Origin of the sequence: Cellvibrio polysaccharolyticus, assembly GCF_015182315.1 — a bacterium.
Classification (GTDB): Bacteria; Pseudomonadota; Gammaproteobacteria; order Pseudomonadales; family Cellvibrionaceae; genus Cellvibrio; species Cellvibrio polysaccharolyticus.
The window spans coordinates 3,610,472-3,630,165 of the sequence record NZ_PRDL01000001.1; the positions used below are offsets into that span (position 1 = coordinate 3,610,472).

Annotated in this window: 9 protein-coding genes; 1 reads left to right on the forward strand and 8 read right to left on the reverse strand. The window is 48.9% G+C overall.

Going from position 1 to position 19,694, the window contains the following annotated elements:
- Positions 1–75 precede the first annotated feature (75 nt).
- The 4 genes from C4F51_RS15205 to C4F51_RS15220 all read right to left on the reverse strand — a co-directional run bounded on the left by C4F51_RS15205 (position 76) and on the right by C4F51_RS15220 (position 8,471).
- Positions 76–4,980, reverse strand: coding sequence for a beta strand repeat-containing protein (locus C4F51_RS15205; RefSeq protein ID WP_193911230.1), 4,905 nt, complete (start codon positions 4,978–4,980; stop codon positions 76–78).
- A 318-nt stretch (positions 4,981–5,298) separates the two neighbouring features.
- Positions 5,299–5,865, reverse strand: a complete 567-nt coding sequence (locus C4F51_RS15210; protein WP_193911232.1) for a gluconate 2-dehydrogenase subunit 3 family protein — start codon at positions 5,863–5,865, stop codon at positions 5,299–5,301.
- Positions 5,862–7,550, reverse strand: a complete 1,689-nt coding sequence (locus C4F51_RS15215; RefSeq protein WP_193911234.1) for a GMC oxidoreductase — start codon at positions 7,548–7,550, stop codon at positions 5,862–5,864. The genes C4F51_RS15210 and C4F51_RS15215 overlap by 4 nt, the downstream gene beginning before the upstream one ends.
- A gap of 24 nt (positions 7,551–7,574) precedes the next feature.
- Entirely contained in the window at positions 7,575–8,471 is an 897-nt protein-coding gene (locus tag C4F51_RS15220; protein WP_193911236.1) for a hydroxypyruvate isomerase family protein, read from the reverse strand.
- 373 nt (positions 8,472–8,844) lie between these two features.
- Here C4F51_RS15220 and cysC point away from each other — a divergent pair, with 373 nt between their 5' ends.
- The gene (gene cysC / locus C4F51_RS15225) at positions 8,845–9,402 is read left to right on the forward strand and encodes an adenylyl-sulfate kinase (protein ID WP_193911238.1); all 558 of its coding nucleotides are present in this window, start codon (positions 8,845–8,847) and stop codon (positions 9,400–9,402) included.
- Between the two features lie 173 nt (positions 9,403–9,575).
- Here the strand turns inward: cysC and C4F51_RS15230 are convergent, their stop codons facing one another.
- From C4F51_RS15230 to dctP, 4 genes are all read right to left on the reverse strand, one after another.
- A complete protein-coding gene (locus tag C4F51_RS15230; protein ID WP_193911239.1) occupies positions 9,576–14,714 on the reverse strand; it encodes a discoidin domain-containing protein in 5,139 nt (1,712 codons plus the stop codon).
- A gap of 372 nt (positions 14,715–15,086) precedes the next feature.
- Positions 15,087–16,484 (reverse strand): glycosyl hydrolase family 28 protein, encoded by a 1,398-nt coding sequence (locus C4F51_RS15235; RefSeq protein WP_193911241.1) that lies wholly within the window; start codon positions 16,482–16,484, stop codon positions 15,087–15,089.
- Between the two features lie 78 nt (positions 16,485–16,562).
- On the reverse strand, positions 16,563–18,485 hold the full coding sequence (locus C4F51_RS15240; RefSeq protein ID WP_193911243.1) for a TRAP transporter large permease: 1,923 nt from the start codon (positions 18,483–18,485) through the stop codon (positions 16,563–16,565).
- A 183-nt stretch (positions 18,486–18,668) separates the two neighbouring features.
- Positions 18,669–19,655, reverse strand: coding sequence for a TRAP transporter substrate-binding protein DctP (dctP, locus tag C4F51_RS15245; RefSeq protein ID WP_193911245.1), 987 nt, complete (start codon positions 19,653–19,655; stop codon positions 18,669–18,671).
- Between the last annotated feature and the right edge of the window lie 39 nt (positions 19,656–19,694).

The window sequence follows — 19,694 nt, forward strand, 5'->3', positions numbered from 1 at the left end:
ATGTTGTGGCTTGACCTTAAACACCTTATTACGGTTACCCTTTTTATTTTACAAAAGAGCAACCCGGGGCTTCGTTTATTGCAAACGAATCAGGGTGTAACTCGCCTCTTGATCGGGTATCGCTACCGGTGTTAATCGAATCGTCGCAGTTTCTCCTGCACCCACTGCAATACGAATGTAGCCAGCGCCACCATCTTTTGCATAGGGAATTGCTGTTGTTGTTCCTCCAGCAGGTATTGCCATCTCGCGCAGAGGGAATCCTCCCAAACCACCGTAAACAGAGCGGTAATTCCAGCTGGTGGCTGAATATTTTCCTGTTGAGCCCGAGAGGCCAATACCAGGATAGTCATCGAGATAAACTGACATAAGGAAATCATGCAACCAGGTATTTGCGTCATCATTGATCAAATTTTCCAGGTTGGTGATTCCAGTGTACGGGCTATCCACCAGGTTGCGGTACATCGCCCCTTCAATTGCCAGCGATAAATTGGCATGTCGGTCTGCAACATAGCGTAAAAATGCCCAGTTTAAACCACGCGAAGCCAACTCATTGCCCGAACTATCAAGCACTCCCAAACGAGTAGGGGATTGAAGCCAGAGACGATAGTTTGTGAAGTAGCTGTTGATATAAGTATTGAATGCGGCAACTTTTACACTGGCATTGGCGCCTGTTGTCAGGTTGCTTAATACAATATTTTGCAGTGGATTAAGCGTGGATCTCAGGAAAAATACTTTTTCTACTGCGATTGCTGCAAGTGCTTCATTCAGCCAGCTCTCTCCAAAATCATACCCTGCTGCAATACGGCGACTATCGATAATAAGCTGTGCCAATTCATGCGCAATTTGTGCCGGAGCACTACCTTCAACATAGCTAACGGTACGTACGTTAGAGTTAATTGCACCGGTTGGGTCCGGCGCAAGCACATAAATAATTTCACCAAGGTTACTTGTCGGGCATTCGTTTTGTGTAAGCGCATCGCGAGGAGAATACATTGCCACATTGACCACAGAGGATGCAGGAGGAGACAATCTATTCACACCCGCTGTCATAAAAATAACGATCTTGCCATTGGAGTCCTTATCTGACGGTGTTCCCAATGTTGTTGTGATCGTTGAATAGAATGAATCAACCGTAGTGCCCAGTGTTTCGTATTGTGTACTCGTGAAACCACCTGCTGGATTGTCATTGTCAGAAACTACGATGATATTGGTACCTACATATCTAATCGTTGCATTCGCTGCCGTGCCAACTTCACACAAGCTGTCCAGTTTTGAATTGAGGCTCCATACATCGCCAACACCTGGTGTAACGCCGGCAGGAATTACGGAAATTGGGGAGGTCGGTGTTCCTGTTCCCACGGTGCCACGTCTTAGCTGATATTCCGCAACGTGGTTTTTGCGATTAACCAGACTTGAATCTTGTAACAGTGCAGTACCTGTCGAGGGAGCACTTCCGTTATTGGGCAGCAAATTATTTGACACATCCACTGTTAATTGCAGATTGCTGTCACGCGTGAAATTCATTGGCACCAACAAGTACTCCGCAGTAGCGCCTGCACTATTGAGAAGGTTTAACTCCTGAACAGCACCACTGCTATTAATAACATCACGATGTTCTTCAGCAATATTTAGCGAGATTGCTGTGCGGGTAAATGAAGCAACAACAGAAATGTTGCTGGTGACATTAACATCAACTCGAGGGTTATCGGTGCTTCCATCACTCCACTGATTGAATACAAAACCGTTATCCGCCACAACGGTAACGCTGGTGGAATCACTACCGTGATTAATAGCCTGGGAGGCTTGGCCGGACAAGCTGCCGCCAGTTGCCACATCGTAATTAACCGTGTATTGCTTCAACTCGAAAATGGCTTCAATCGATGCGTCTGCGGTGATATTCAAATCCGTCCGAGGATTGGTTGTCAGGTCATCGCTCCACTTAACAAACGCATAGCCCGCATCAGGAACAGCAGTGACTGCTGCACCATTACTACCATGCGCAATATTCTGGGAAGTGCTGCCGCTGAGCGTTCCGCCATTACCTGCGGTGTAAACCACACTGTATTGCGCCAACTCAAAAATAGCCTCAACCGATTTATTAGCAGTGACATTCAGATCAGTACGGGCGCTGGTCGCGACATCATCACTCCATTTAACAAATAGGTAACCGGCATCAGGAACGGCAGTCACGATTGAACCATCATTTCCATGAGCCACAGTTTGCGACGTCGTACCGCTGATGGTCCCTCCGGCAGCAGCGGTATAAGTAAGGCTGTACTGCACCGGCTCGAAAATGGCTTCAACCGTTTTGTTAGCAGTTATGTTCAAATCCGTACGTGGATTCGTCGTTACATCATCACTCCATTTGGCAAAGGTATAACCTGCATTGGGAACCGCTGTGACGGCTGCGCCATTACTGCCATGCGCAATATTTTGAGAGGTATTGCCACTGAGCGTTCCGCCATTACCTGCCGTATAAACCACACTGTATTGCGCCAACTCAAAAATAGCCTCAACCGATTTACTGGCGGTAATATTCAAATCAACACGCGGATTTTCTGCTACATCATCACTCCATTTAGCAAAGATATAACCTGGATTGGGAACTGCTGTGACAGCTGCACCATCACTACCATGCGCAATATTTTGGGAGGCGTTACCACTTAGTGTTCCGCCATTACCTGCAGTGTAAACCACACTGTATTGCGTCTGCTCAAAAATAGCTTCAACAGTTTTATTAGCGATTATGTTCAAGTCAATACGTGGATTTGTCGTTATATCATCACTCCATCGAACAAAGGTATAACCTGCATTGGGTACCGCTGTGACGGCAGCTCCATTACTACCGTGTGAAATATTTTGAGAAGTATTGCCACTGAGAGTTCCGCCATTACCTGCGGTGTAAATTACGCTGTATTGCACCAACTCGAAAATGGCCTCAATTGATTTACCGGCCGTAATGTCCAAGTCCACACGCGGGTTTGTTGTTACACCATCACTCCATTTAGCAAAGGCATAACCTGCATTGGGAACCGCTGTGACGGCTGCGCCATTACTACCGTGCGCAATATTTTGAGAGGTATTGCCACTGAGCGTTCCGCCATTACCTGCAGAGTAAATCACACTGTATTCCGCCAATTCAAAAATGGCTGCAATTGACTTATTGGCGGTGATATTCAAATCTGTACGAGGGTTAGCTATTAATTCATCACTCCACTTAACAAATTTATAACCGACGTTGGGAACAGCGGCAACTGCCGCACCATTACTGCCATGCGCAATATTTTGAGAGGTATTGCCACCGAGCGTTCCGCCATTACCTGCGGTGTAAACCACACTGTATTGCGCCAACTCAAAAATAGCCTCAACCAATTTATTAGCGGTAATATTCAGATCGGTACGGGAGCTGGTCGCAACGTCATCACTCCATTTAACAAATACATATCCGACATTGGGCGTTGCAGTTACTGTCGAGCCATCATTGCCGCTTGTAATGAGTTGTGATGTCAGGCCGTTCAATGAGCCACCGGCACTCGCGGTATAGATGAGGTTGTACTGCCCAATCTGGAACATCGCTTCAACAGCCATATTCGCTGTGACATTCGAATCCATGCGAGGATTGGAAGTCACACCATCACTCCATTTAACAAATATAAAACCTGCGTCAGGAACGGCAGTCACGGTGGTGCTGTTGCTACCATGATTGATTTGCTGGGAAGCCGTCCCCAGGATCGTTCCACCACCAGTTGCGGTGTAATTAATTTGGTAGCTGCTAGCAGAAAAAATGGCCGTCAACGTCAGGTTGGCGGTGACATCGCGATCCACGCGAGGGTTGTTAATACGGCCATCGCTCCATCTTTCAAAACGATAGCCGCTGCCGGGAACGGCTGTAATTTCACTACCGGACTGACCATAGGCAACTTGCTGTGAGGTCGCACCTTGCAAACTGCCGCCCTGCCCCGCGCGATAATCGAGCGTGTATTGCACCCTGGCAAAATTAACACTGACCAGACAATCAGCGGTGATTGCCCCCGTCTGATAATTTGTCTGATTCAGACTGCCATTGCACCCGCTTACACTGGCGATGCCGTAACCCGGTGCCGGTGTGATAACCAAAGACAATTGCTGGCTTCTTGCAACCTGCTGCTGCGATACAGAAACGGAGCCACCTTCAGATACCTGAGTGGATACCGTAAATCTGGGTACAGATACGGGAGCTTCTGCGGCATTGGGAGCGGACAGCCAGTTATCCATAGCGGAGAGCCACCGCGACAATCCACCGGTTTGTTCTATTAGAGCCAGAACACCGGCAACATCAAAATCGCTATCAGTGAGAGCACCTTCTCTATAAAGAACAAAAGGATCTTCGTCGGGCTGCAAATGATAGTAGTTCATAGCCTGAAGTTGATTGGCAATCTCTTCGGTAGTTGTATTTTGCGAATTGGCTACCGCGAGCAACAAGGTAGTCCAAGGGGTAATATTACAAGTAACCCTTGCCTCACTACTTTCACACAAAGCCTCAAGCTCGCTGTTATCTGCGGTAGATACTGCAGAGGCCTCCGCAAAGAAGCTCATTCTTAGCACGCTTACACTGCCTTCAGAACCAATGCCTGGCTGGATGGGTGTAGCGACCAGGTGATAGAAGTCAGATGCATCAACCTCGGCCTGGTAATACCCTGCGGCATCGGTAGTCCAGGTGGCGATTGCATCGCCGTTGCCATCTATGCGAGAAAGAGTGAAACCTGCAGCATCGTTACCACCGATAACGCGCCCCGCCAGAGTAACGGTTACGGGCTGCTCCGGTGGCTGTTCAGTGGGAGGTTGTTCTACAGGTGGTTGCACCACAGGAGGTTGTTCAGTGGGGGGCTTAACCCCGCTATCCACTTTTTTGTCATCCTTACATCCGGCCAAAGCCAGAAAACAGCCCAGCATCAGTGCCAACCAATAGGGAGATTTTCCATAGAACTGCGGTAATTTCATGTATTCCTCGTTATGAGCGCAAAAGTGGCATAACCGGTTGATATAAAAATCATTATTTTTAAAATGGATCTGGCAGAAAATCAGACGCTCATCATAACTTGTTACTTATATATCAATCGATCTTTTTGTGACCGGTTTGGCACTTTTTTAACTGGCACGAAGATCTGGAAATGGCGCGCACGAGGGTCAAGCCAGATGTCAGTCAAAGCGATGCACGAGAGGAAAGTGAGCGAAATGAGGAATAGCGAAGGGATATGAAACAAGGCCAGCCCGGCGGTTCCCGCAAGGGGGGCCGGGCTGGCTTCTATCTGACGAGAATCAGGTTGTAGCCCAGGCGCGATCGCCTTTTTTATAAGGCAGCTCGCCGTCGTATCGTCCGGGGATTGGTGCGTGGCGAAGCACCTGGGTGCCGCCGATTTCCGAGGTGAAGAAGCCGAATACGGTGAGTTGCTTGAGCATGGTGAAGTAGTGCATTTCGCCTTTACCCTTGCTGTTTACCGCATGTACCCGTGCTTCCTGATCCAGGGTATTGATAAACGATTCCCGCTCGTTGGGCTGCAGCGACATGAAGTTGCGGTTATAAACCGCCTGGCTGCGCTCTTCGAGGGTTAGCAAACCTTTATGGAAGGTTGCCTGTTCTTCCAGGGTGTAGCAGGCACCTACATAAACCGTCATGAACTGCCCGACCTGCGCATCTTTTGCGCCGGGGGTTTCGGTGCGGGGGAGAATGGTTTCAGCAATTTCGTCCAGTAACAGCACATCATTTTGCGAAAAAACGAAAGCGTTCGGTGCTGGCGTAGCGCAACCACTTATAAACGCAGCGCTGCCGATCATGGCAGTACCGGTGGTAGCAGAAATCAGTTTTAAGAGTTCACGGCGATTCATTTCAGATTCCCCTTTTGCAATTCTTTTACTGCGTGATCTACCGCGCGCGCGGTAAGCGCCATATAAGTCAGCGACGGATTGACACAGGATGCCGATGTCATACAGGCACCGTCAGTCACAAACACATTGGGCGCATCCCACACCTGATTAAAGCCATTGAGTACCGAGGTTTTCGGGTCACGCCCCATACGTGCGGTACCCATTTCGTGAATACCCATGCCTGGCGAATACCCCCAATCGCCACCCTGAACATTTTTAACACCGGCGGCTTCAAACATTTCTACCGCATCTTTCAGCATGTCTTTGCGCATCGCGATTTCGTTTTCACGAATTTCAACGTCCATCGCCAGCACCGGCAAGCCCCATTTGTCTTTTACTTTGCGATCAAGATAAATACGGTTGTCGTGATGTGGCAGCATTTCACCAAAAGCTGTCATGCCGATAGTCCAGGCACCCGGTTCAGCCAGCGCATTTTTAAAGTCTGCGCCTATGCCCATTTCGGCAACATCTCTGTCCCAGTTTTGACGACTGGCTGCACCCTGATAACCAAAGCCACGCAAGTAATCGCGTTTCTCGCTACCGAGGTTGCGGAAGCGTGGAATATAAAAACCGGCCGGACGACGACCGTAATAATATTTATCCTCAAAGCCTTCGACCATGCCACCCGCACCCACACGGAAGTGGTGATCCATTACGTTGTGTCCCAGCTCGCCACTGCTGCTGCCCAAACCTTCCGGCCAGATGTCGGTAGCCGAATTCATCAGAATCCAGGTAGAGTTAAAACTGGAGGCATTGAGGAACACAACGTTGGCCGTAAATTCGTAGGTTTGATTGGTTTCTGCATCAATGACTTCTACACCGCGTGCGCGCTTTTTATCTTTATCGTAAAGCACCTGGCTGACGATGGAGAAAGGACGCAAGGTAAGATTGCCGGTTTTCATAGCGGCAGGCAGGGTGGAAGATTGGGTACTAAAATAGGCACCGAACGGACAGCCCAGCCAGCACTTGTTACGGTACTGACAATTCACACGCCCTTGTTCCGGTTTCGGCTGGGTGATATTGGCTACGCGGCTGTTGGTAATTAAACGCGATCCGCCGAAGGCTTTTTTAACCCGGGCGGCTACATCTTTTTCTACACAGTTTAATTCAATGGGTGGTAAAAACTGGCCGTCGGGCAAATGTTCCAACCCATCACGATTACCGGAAATACCGGCAAACCGCTCTACATAATCGTACCAGGGCGCCATTTCGGCGTAGCGAATTGGCCAGTCAATGGCGATACCTTCGCGCAGGTTGGCTTCAAAGTCGCGTTCACTCAAGCGATAGCTTTGGCGCCCCCATAATAATGAACGACCGCCCACGTGATAACCGCGGTACCAATCAAACCGCTTTTTTTCAACGTAGGGATTTTCTTGCTCATTAGCCCACATACCTTGTGTTGGTTCGTTCAGCACAAAGTCACGCTTTAACACAGGGTGATTTCTTTTCATCTCCTGAGTGGGGCGGCCACGGTGCGGATAATCCCAGGGTTCTTTGCCGGCATTCACATAATCTTTAATGTGCTCAATATTACGGCCGCGCTCCAGCAGCAATACTTTCAAACCTTTTTCCGTAAGTTCTTTTGCAGCCCAACCGCCACTAATACCGGAACCAACAACAATGGCATCGAAGTGTTGTGTAGACATATAGAGTGAACCTCTGATCAGGGATTAAACGTCGCAGATGCGAATGGCGGCTTGCAAGGATTCGATTTTTTCCTTATCGGTCGCACGATTGGGCATAAACTCTTGTGCAACATAACCTTTGAAACCGGTAGCTTGAATAGCGCGGGCAATAGCCGGGTAGTAAAGCTCCTGGGTATCATCAATTTCATGACGGCCCGGCACACCGGCGGTGTGGTAATGACCAAAATATTGATGATTATTTTGAATGGTGCGAATAATGTCGCCTTCGCTGATTTGCATGTGGTAAATGTCGTAAAGCAATTTGAAGTTGGGTGAATCGAGACGCTTGCACAACTCAATACCCCATGCGGAGTTATCAGCAAAATAATCCGGGTGATTTACTTTACTGTTGAACAATTCCATTTGCACAATCACACCGCGCTTTTCAGCTTGTGCGAGAATTTTTTTCAAACCGGTGGTAGCGTGCTTCAAACCTTCTTCCGGATCTTTGCCGCGTTTGTTACCGCTAAAGCAAATCAAATTTGTATAACCGGCGTCAGCAACCAGATCAATATTTTTACGATAACTCTCGATTAAGGGCTTATGAAAACGGGCATCGCCCCAACCGTCTTCAAGGCCTATCTCGGCACCGTTGCACATGGAAGAATCAATGCCGTGCTTTTTGAGAATGTGCCATTCACCAGGGCCGACCAGATCAATAGCCGAAAAGCCCAGCCGTTTGACCACCAGACACAGTTCCTCAAGCGAGAGAAAATCAAAAGTCCAGCGAGCCACTGAATGACGGATATTGCCTTTTAAAGGTGCGTCAAGAGCAACGGATGATGATGCAGATACTTCGCCAAGTGCAGAAAGGCTGGACAAGCCTAATGCCCCGGCCACAGCGCCACGCAACATGGCACGACGGTTTACCGAATAGTCCATAAAGAATAACTCTGGTTATTATGAGGTGAATTTAGCCGTGCTAAAGATTAGCCCACCCCAAAATGCTTATCTATGGGATCAACGGTTCTTTACTCTTTAGGCAAACACAGCCGGTGGATTAAATCGTTTTAAGACTTTTTGCGCATAATAGTTGCGGAAAAGCTACAGAGATTCACAGATAAGAGAAAAGTTTCCAAAACCCTAAAGGCGAGCCGCACCTTTTCAACAGAGTTATTGATTTTTATTCTCATTAATTTGTTTGTACTGAAACTACATAATGGTTGAAAAATCAACTTGTCATTGACGACGATCTTGCACATATTGATTGATTTTTCACTGGATATAATTTTGTACACCGCAGCCAGGAAGCCCAATGCCCCACCATCAATCACAACTGTACCGCCCCTGCGTTATCTGGTTTACCGGCTTAAGTGGTGCAGGGAAAACCACTACTGCATCATTTTTGTTACAGGCACTTCAGCAACGGGGACTGCCTTGTTATCTGCTGGATGGCGACGAACTGAGAAAAGGTTTGTGCTGTGAGCTGGGTTTTAGCGAATCAGACCGGGAGGAAAACGTACGACGTATCGGCGAAGCGGCGCGTCTGTTGATGGATGCCGGGATGATTACTCTGGTTGCAGTTATCGCGCCCATGCGCCACATGCGCGAAAAATTGCGCGCGAGGTTTGCTGAGGGAGAGTATCTTGAGGTGTTTGTAGATACGCCGCTTTCAGTTTGCGAAGAGCGCGACATCAAAGGTTTGTACAAAAAATCCCGCAGCGGCAGCCTGAAAAATTTTACCGGCATAGATTCCCGTTACGAAACACCACTCGCACCCGACATCCACTTAAAAACCGCCAACACGTCCATTGATAATAATATGGATCAACTGATAAAAATGCTGGTAGCGCGCGAGATTGTTCGGGGCTGAATTCGTCCCGAACAATTTGTCTTGAGAAAAATGGCTCTGTGTCCAATTCTCTCAACCCCATTTCCTAAACCCTATGCCCTAAACGAAAGGCCCCAACAAAATTCCGCAACCCGATTACCTTAACCGAAGGCCAGCAAGTTGCACCGACCTCCTGCGGCAACCGCCTCATGCAGTTAGAGGGTAAATCTGGACAGTAATAATAACCCGGATAAAAACAGGACAAATAAACCCACACTGCCGCCTCCGGAACTTCCGGAGGGAGCAGCGCTGGCAACAGATGACAATACCTGAGCGGTACTACTGGAGGATTCCACAACCGGTGCCGAACTTGCAGCACTGCCATTTTCCGATGCAACCGACGATAAGGATGATGCGGCAGAAATATCGGACTGCACGGATGAAGCAAACGATGATGATTCCGCAGAAAGCACCGAGCTGCTCGCTGCACTGATCACCGCACTACTGGTGTGGCTGCTTGCAGCATTACCCGACGACGCGGGCGCTGATGAAATTTGCCCGGAAGACGAAGGGGTTGAAGATGTCTGCGCTGATGATTGATGCGAAGATGAGTTGTCTGACGATGAATGCCCGGCCGTAACGGAAAACAGGTAAAGATCAGACAGCGAGTTGCCCGCATTATCTTCTACCAGAATCAAAATTTCATGGCTGCCGGAAAAGCCGCCGAGGTCAATCAGCGTAGCACCGGAGCTGTTCACCGGCTGGTCATCGCCGTCTACTTTTATCGTCAACAAACCAATACCGGATAAGGCATCGGTAACGACAATTTCCAGCTGCTGTGAGCCAGTCAGGTTATTGTTGTCGGTTAACGGACGGCCATTCACCAGCACGTCAATTTCCGGCAGGGTTTTATCAATTTTTACCGGGACAGTTTTAGTAGTCTCTGTATTACCAGCACGATCCTCACTCCAGTAACTAACCTGGTGCTCGCCTTCCTCGCTAATAACAAACTGATTGCCGGTTTGCACGGTACCCTGATTAATTTGATAGTGCGTAATCGCAACGCCCGCTGCGTTATCTTCAACCACCAACGTTAGCGATACATCCTGGTTCACCCAACCTGCAGGTGCATTATCACCAGTGACCGGTGCAGTATTATCCGTATGCAAGCGCAACTCGGACAGGTTGCCAAACCAGTTGGCGTTATTGAAGATGCGCACATAGCGCCATAATTGCGGGCTATTAATGACCAGGGTTTGCCACTCGGCAGTTTGTATCGCGGCGTTTGAAATAGTCGTCCAACTGGTGCCGTCGCTGGAACCCTGCACAACAACACCGCGAATACGGGCAAGCTGATCCGGCCTAGCCAGTACATCTACACTGGAAAGCCAGATGCCACTGTCATCACCAAAGTCAAAACCTATGTAAGCATTTGACCCGGCAGATCCGGCGCGAAAGTCCGACGAGGTAGCCGGTTTGCCATCAAACAATTTGGCAAGTTCTGCAAGCGTCGCTACCGGATTGGGGCGTCCGCCGGTGGTACTCGGGTCGAGCAGCGCCACATTATTTTCAATAAAATCCAGCGTCACAAGATTTGCGCCATCGACCAGGTAAAGTTTGCTGCTGTCTGTGGTCGCTTGCTTTTTAATACAAGGCGAAGTATTTATCGCGGTACATTCCACACTGATCTGAATAAAACCATCTGCAGTAGTTTCATCCATCACCGCTGCTGCTTGCCAATGAATACCATCCTGGCTGGTAACGGCTGCATCAACGCCCTGAATTTTTGCCTGCAGGGATGCCAGCGGTTCATTCGCCACGATGGATAATAAAACCCGATCGCCTTTTAACACCAGACCACTGGTATTGGCAGTATCTTCGGGGCTCAGACTGATCGCATCAAGATAATCTACCGGCCCCAGGTAGCTGCCGTGGAATTTAACTTCTGCCAGATTACCGAACCAGGCATTGCTGTTAAAAATCCGAATAAAGCGAAATGCAGCAGAGTTGTTAATGGTCAGTGTTTGCCACTGTGAGACGCCTTGCGCGGCAGAAGAAATGGTAGCCCAGTTAATACCGTCATTCGATCCCTGAATAACCGTGCCGTTGGCGCGTCCAAAATAGGTATCCTGCCGGGCAAGCACATCCACAGCGGTTAATGCCACCGAACCGTTTTCGCGAAAATCGAAGGCGATATAACCGCCGCTGCCATTACCCGCCAGCCGAAAATCGGAACTGGTAGCCGGGTTATTATCAAAAAGATAATTGACCTGCTGCAAGGTAACCGCCGGATCAGGGCGACCCGCCGTGGTAGACGGATCAATCAAATCTGCTTTGGTTGGGATATTTTCAATAAGATCATTTTTATTGATCAGATAAAGATCCGATTCAATAAAAGCATCCAGCGATGCACCGCTGCTAACGGTTATATATTGAACGTAGTAACTGACCGTACCGGGGCGAACATTGCCATTCAGCGTTGCGCCAATCTGCCAATGAATACCATCGGAAGAGGTTGCAACGGCGTTTACTCCTTGAATTTGCACTTGCAGGTTGGCGATCGGCTCCTTGGCCGTCAAGGTAAACTCCAGCGTATCACCTATGCCGATAAGACCGGCAACACCGGGATTGCCCACCGGTTCAATGGCCGCTATCTGATTGCCGGATTCATAAGCCTGGCCGCGAATTCTGATCTCGGCCAGCTCCATAATATTCTGGTATTCGCGGCGCAGCGCATCGGGGTGGTGAGTGACCATCTGAAACTTCAAATAACGATAACGCTCGTTATGAAAAGCAGAGTCAACCGGTAACATGGTCATCGCGCCTTGGAAGAGCGATTCACCGGGCGTGATGCGCTGCCAATTTTGATTATCGTTAGAGGCAAATACCGTAACACCGGCACCGCGATCCGCAAAATTCATACGCGCCTGAATTCCGATTTCAGTGACGCTGACTTTGTAATCAAGCCCAAAGTCGAGGGTATGAAATGGATTTGCATAACGCAGAAACCCGGTAAAGGTGTCATCGTTGCTGTCGATCAACACACCAACGCCATTACCAAAAGTAGAGCTGGCAACCATCGCCGGAAAATTCATACTGCCATCTTCCAGCAACGGTGTTACCAATTTCAGTTCGCGAACAGCTTGCTGCAACAACAGTAACTGCGCAGCAAAATCATGATTGGATGCGCCGCCAGACATAGCCACAGTGGTGTTGAAAACGGCAGTGTAGGCAGCCAGGGTGGAAGATGTATAAATTTCCTGATCATCATAATTCTGCACAATAGAGTCAATGGCAGCAACGCGGTCCGCAGCCACTATTACGCTTACCCGTTTGGTCACCATCACGTCACCGTCATCCACCGAGACGATAAAGGCATAGCTGCCTGCCTGTGAGGGCGTCCAGCTGAACACACCATTGGCAGCATCAAGACTGGCACCGGCAGGCAAGTCGGCAGATTGATAATTCAGTTGATCCGTTACACCGGCATCGGTAGCGGTAAAATTCAGCTCAAGCGGTGCACCGACATAGCTGTAGATAACCAGCGGCTCATTACCTTGTATGAAAGCAGGCGGAGTGAAATTACCGGCGGGGTCCATGATATTGACATTGATATGATCAATATCCACCAGGCTGTTATTACCTTCTGCAGTCAGCCAGGTAATAGTGCTTACCGCGGGCACCGTAAAGGCGACATACCACCATTGGTTATTGGTATCCGGCAGCTCAATCACACGGTAAGGCTTGTCACCGGAATAGTGGGCCAGCGCCAGGGTTGCGGCGCCATGGGTTCGCACACGTAACGCGATGGTTGATGAATGCGAGTTATTAAAGGAAATATTAAACAGCGCAATTTCCGCCGGGTTTGGGCTGGGTCTTGCGGTCAGGCGAATATACGCAGACTCGCCCGTTCCCAGGGTTTCACTGTACTGATCCAGAGAAGTATAAAGTTCATCGACTTCAATCAACCGTGAACCATGGTGCGCCCGGGGCACATGAGCAGCGCCCTCTTCTACTGCGGCACGCTGGGGAATATAAATCCAGAAGTCAGTACCACCATCCACATTGCCCCAGTTATTAACAAAGCCGTTGTTATGGTAATAAATAGTGGGCACCCGTTTTTTAAAAGCTTCATAAAAATAGGGCGCAATTTGCTCAACATTTTCGTTGCGAACATAGGTGTAGTAGTAATACACATCCCAGAAATTGGCGGTAAGCAAACGGCCACGATAAGCATCGGACAAGCGGTAGTAAATTCCCCAAATATCTCCATCTACCATAGAAAAGGGCGTTGGCGTCCAGGGCGTTTCATAGCCGATCATGAAACGCCAGAAATAATCTGCCGCGGCAAGAATACGATCATCAAGAAACTGATAAATGTCCACCGCATTGCCCGCCGTAGAAAGCTCGCCGGTTAGCGGATCAACCAGGGTATTTTGGGCAAGAAACATACGGGCAATAATGGCGGCATTATTCAAATCGCCACCACCATGGGCCTGGTCGCGGCCCATTTCAACGTGTTGAACACGCGGAGGACTCACCGGCAACCCGGTGGCAGCATCGGTATCTACCAGACGAAATAATTGCTGGATAGAACCGTTAAAACCCTGATTAACCGCACCGGCGTTTACCGTCATCCACTCTACCGCCTCTTCGTAACGGGGCTTGTTATCGGTAAAAATATAACCGGCCATGGCTCCCATCAGCGGATAGAGATGCTGGTTCATGAAATGATTTTTTTCGTATTGAAAAGTTTCGATAACCGGTATCACCAAATTATTAGTGAAAGTCAGCGTATCGTTTTCTGTCCAGTCGAGCGCAGCTATCTGGCTATCGGTATAGCGTAAAATTTCCGCACCGGTGAGCATTCTGTTTAACGGAATTCCGGTATGAATATGCGCATCACTGAAATAGGCATATTGTGCCGGGTTCATTTGTGCCCAAATGCGTACAAGACGCATGGCATTTTCACGATAGACTTCATCGCCAGTGATGTAATACATCAAGGATTGTGTATACACCTTCAGGCTGTCAGCAATAAACCGGGAGTTATCACCCTGGCTGGCAAAGCCGGTGTGCGCAGGCGCTGTCGGGTCACTGCTGCTCTCATTGCTGGAGGTAATCGTTCTTGATGCAGCGGGCGATTCAAGCATGTCTTTGTAGTAGGAAAACCACGGCTCCTGCTGCGCAGCAATTTGCGTACGAAGATTTTCCAATACCTCTTTAGTCACACCAACACCCGGGTGCACAAAACCTGAAACCGGGTCCACCACCTGATGAATCGGCGGCTGGTAAGCGGTAATAACCGGCAAACTTTGCGCATGCGCCACAAGTGCCGATAGCAGTAACGACACTGCTCCGATTGAAAAACCGACTGTTTTAATGATTTTTTTCTTGAAAGCGATAGACCTGCACATTTTTATTATCATGGACGACCTCCATTGATCAGGCGAGAAAATGATGAAAGAAACGTTATTACTATTTTTTTTGGCGAGCGATGTAACGACGGAAGAATCTGAACGTTTATTAAAATAGTTATTTATTTATGGTATCGATAACAAATAAATTGCACAAGAATGATTTTTGAATAAGCAGTCACAATTTAAAGCAATAAAAAGAAATCGAGCAGAGGAATAAAAATAATGTAGGCAGCAAAAAATATGACTGGCGCGCCCTGCAAGAAGGTGCGCCAGTCATATTTGAAGAAAAAATGAGTGTGGGCGGGCCTAGCGTTTTATGGTGATATTCTCAACATAGTCACCTACATCAATATCTTCACGGTGTAACGGTTTACCCATAACAGTTACATTCTCAAAGGTAATATTTTTCACCATGCGTTCGGCAGAAAACCCGCCGATAACGGAGCGGTTAATATCATCAGCACGAGAAGTAATATTTCGGAAGGTAATATTCTCCACGCCTCGCCCTGGCGCATGGCTGTATTTTTCGTTGTAAACAACACGGATATTAAACAGCATGCCCTCTTCAATGCTATCTACCCGAATATCCTCAAACAGTACATTTCTCACCAGGTTATTGTCACTGTTGGAAATCGCCATAGCACCCTGATAATTCCGGTCGTCTTCGTCGTGACCAAGAATATCAATATTGCGGAAGATGATATTTTCGACCATTTCCGGATTCTCTTTATTACCATGCAAACCGATATTGATTGGGTGAGCAACATCTGCCCATAGCGTGGAGTTGGTGACGGTAATATTGCGCGAGTCACCGTAATAGTCCCAACGGTGTCCGTAAATCGCAATGCTGTCATCAGAGGTACGCAAAAATACCTTATCTATTTCTACATCGGAGCAGCTCATCATATCGATGCCGTCTGTCCAGGAAGCGGCACTGAATGCCTTGATATTGCGGATGGTCAGGTTGCGGGTTTGTCCGCAGTAAACCGTGTAATGTTTCGGGTTGATAACAACCGGGCCATCAAGGGTAATATGTTCCGACTTTGTAACTTCAAACCCTCGCCCGCCCTGGTCAATAATGCCGCGCCCCACCACGTTTACGTTGTGCGCGTTATTAATGAGCAGCTTGCCTTGCAGAAGAGCACTGCCATGGATATAAACGGTTTTATTGGAAGGGATAACAAAGGCGCCTTCGGTATCTTGCGGCGGCGTATGAACGCCAGGCCCAAACCAGATGACATCCGGGTCAGCTTCGTTGGGTATGTCGGTTTGAAGAGGGTTGGCAAACAGGTGTAAATTATGCAGACGGTCGCCATCAAACTCGATGGAAAGGTTGGCCGGGTTTTTCAATGTAAACCTGGCAGTATTGCCTTTTAAGGTAGGTTTGACCTTGGCCGACGCCGGGCGGATTTCAACGCGCGACACATCGCCATTATTTTTTTTAACTGATACCTCTACCTCGCCATCCATATCAAAATGAACCATAGACGCATCGCGTGGTTTATCGTGGTCTACTTTTACGTTGTATTCATACAAATCCTGCCACTCCCCGCCGGGTATTCTGACCCGCACCGTAAAGTCATCATTGTGGTGACTATAAAGCGCCTTTTGCGGTACGTCATAAGTGACAACCTGGTTATTAGCCAATGCAGGCTGGCAGACGGATACTGCCAGAAGAAGTGTTGTTATATTTCTTAAAAGCATGAAATCTCCGTAGTCACTGAATCAGAAAATAGCGGCGGTTATGAATGCGCACTGACAGCCAATAAACGCCCTGCCGGTTTACAAACCGAAAAGCCGTGGCAATGCCAGGCTGATTGCCGGGAAGAACACAATCAGTAGCAAACCAATCATTTGAAAAAGAAAAATAGGCAGCAGCGGCTTTATCAAATCGGTGATTTTTTCACCGGAAATACTGCACGCGACAAATAACACGGTGCCTACCGGCGGCGTTACCAAACCCAAGGACAGGGTGTAAACAATAATAATGCCGAAATGCACCGGGTCAACGCCAAGCGAAGTGACGACCGGGTAAAAGATAGGAGTAAAAATCAGCATCGCCGGCGACATATCCATAAAAATTCCCACCACCAACAACACCAGCACAATGAGTAACAGCACCACGGTTTTATTTTCGCTGAAACCGGTCAGTAAATTACCCACCGTGTCAGGAATATAGGAAAAGGTCATCGTCCAGCTCATCATGCCGGAGCAAGCGATAAGAAAAAGAATAACGCCGGACACAATAGCGGTATCAAGAAAAATGGCAAAAAATGCTTTTGCAGACAGCGAGCGATAAAGCAGTGCCAGAACCAGGCTGTAGAGCACCGCCACCCCGGAACCTTCAATGGCGGTAAACACGCCACCAAGAATACCGCCGATAACGATCACCACCAGCAACAAACTCGGCAGCGCACGCCAGATTACCCGCAGCACTTCGCCAGCACTGCAACCGCCCTCTTCCGCTTTGTAACCACGCTTTTTTGCCATCAACCAGGCGGAAATCATTACCGCCACGCCCATCATAATGCCGGGCACATAACCGGCCATAAACAAGGCAATAATAGAGGCGCCACCACCGGTAATTAATGAATAAACAATCAGGGCGCCGGAGGGCGGAATCAACATACCGCACGGTGCCGATGCGGCGTTGACCGCAGCGGTGGTTGGCATGTGGTAGCCTTTTTCGCGAGCCACCGGCGTGATAATGCCGCCGATAGCCGAGGCAGACGCAATACCGGAACCGGACAGCGTACCGAAGAGCATATTGCCTACCACGTTGGACTGCCACAAACTGCCGGGTATGCGACGACCAATCAACATCGCCAGATCAATCAACCGCAGCGCCAAACCGGACTGACTCATAATACTGCCGGCGAGAATAAAAAATGGCAGCGCAAGAAAACCGAAGCTGTCCAATCCGTTGAAGATAGTTTGCCCGGCGGTCGGAAAAATTTTATCGAGATCCACTTGTAACGCCAGGGTGAACAAACCGGCATAAGCCAGACCAATGGCGATGGGGCTGCCCAATATCAAAAAAATCAGAAAAGCACCAAACAATACCAGCAGCGCAAAAATTTCCAGATGTTCCGTTACCAGGTAGTGAAACACGTCGGTTGTGGAAAACCACCCGCAGAGTAGCAGGGCCAGGCCCATCACCGCGGCGGTCGCCAGCAGGTCGCTAAAGCGCGCCAGACCACCGGTGAGCAAACGGTAAAGCGAGACCAGTTGAGAGAGCACAATCACCAGGCCACAAATCAACATCACCGACTGCAAAAGGCCTACCGGAATTCTGAAGATGGCGGTTTTCATTGCCATATTGTCGAGTAGCGATTGGTAACCGGCGAGGGAGAAAATTACACCGAATACCAGCGTTAGCAGGGCGTTGAACAGATTGAGCCGCGCTGCATTGCGGGCCGAGAGTTTTTCAATCAGTAGCGGCAAGTTGAGATGTCGGCCAATGACAAAGCAGTAGCCACCGGCGAGCAGGCCCAGCCAGATTAAGGCGTAGCGAAGAAATTCCTGGGTCCACATGCCCGGCGCATTGAATACATAGCGGGAGATGACTTGCCATGAAATCGCGAAGGTCATACTGGCCACCAGTAATACCAGCGTCCATTGCATCAACCGTTCACACCCTTGCAACAGGTGGTCGCGATGACGTTGTGCGCGCTGCCTGGTGGCAGTTACTGCAGAGCTGATCATAGATTTATCCTGTTTATCAGCAATCATTTTAATATCTGATAGTCAGCAACCAAGTCATTATGAGCTTTCCTTTAATAGGGCATACCTGTTTCAGGCCGCCCGTTTATCATCAGGAAGTGTGTTCCAAACGCTAAACGCTAAACGCTCATTGTGCCGAGCCGTGACTATTTTTCTCCTGATAACTCAGGAACGTTTTTCAATGGCGAATATGGCTTTGAGTAATTTTGCTTTTTCAGGGTCTTGCATGGCTTTTTCGTACATGGGTTCCACCGCCTTAATCAGCGGTGTTTTATCAATTTCATAAAATTGCACCCCGGCCTCATCAATTGCTTTTTGTTTGAACAGCTGTTCTTTTTCTTCGGCGTAGGTAATAGAGTTGGCGCTGATGCGGGCGAATTCTTCGTTCACAATAAGGCGGTCTGTTTCACTCAGACTCTGCTGAAACTTTAAACTGCTCACCACGAAGTCGGTCAGGCGGGTATGTTCGGTCAGTAGTACGTGCTTGGTGACATCGCTGAAACGCGCTTCGTAAATACCCGCTACACCACCTTCTGCGCCGTCCACAACACCTTGTTGCAGCGCAGAGTAGAGTTCCCCAAAAGATAAAACCGTGGGTACGGCACCGAAGCGCACCAGCATATCAATGTAGGTTTGGCTGGAGATGGTGCGCAAACGCAGTGATTGCAAATCCGCATGGTTTTTTATCGGGCGGGTGCTGTAGATGCTGCGAAAGTCGCTGCTGAGATAACCCAGAAACGCGAAGCGGTGTTTGCTGGCGGCTTCAAAAAGTGCATCGCGGAACAAGTCGTTATCCATTACCTGCCGGTATTCCTCTGCGGAACGAAACAGGTAAGGCATATTGATAACTTCAAAGGCGGGGATGACCGACTCCAGCGAGGCGCTGTTGATTAACCCTACATCAACCACGCCGCGCTGAATATGTTGAAAATATTGCAACTGGTCGCCCAGCACACCACCGTGAAAAATTTTGAATGTGACGCGGCCTTCGGTTCTTTGTTCAACGCGCTCGGAAAATTCCGACAATAAACGTCCGGCGGTGCCGTCGGCCTGGATGTCGGTAGCAATTTTATAGAGCGTTGCCTGCGCCTGGCTGGCTGCCAGTAGCAGAGCCGGAATTGCCACTAGTCGTAACACGGCGGATAGTTTCATCAGCAAAGCCCGTGGGTGAACGTTTTCAAGGTGAAGAGC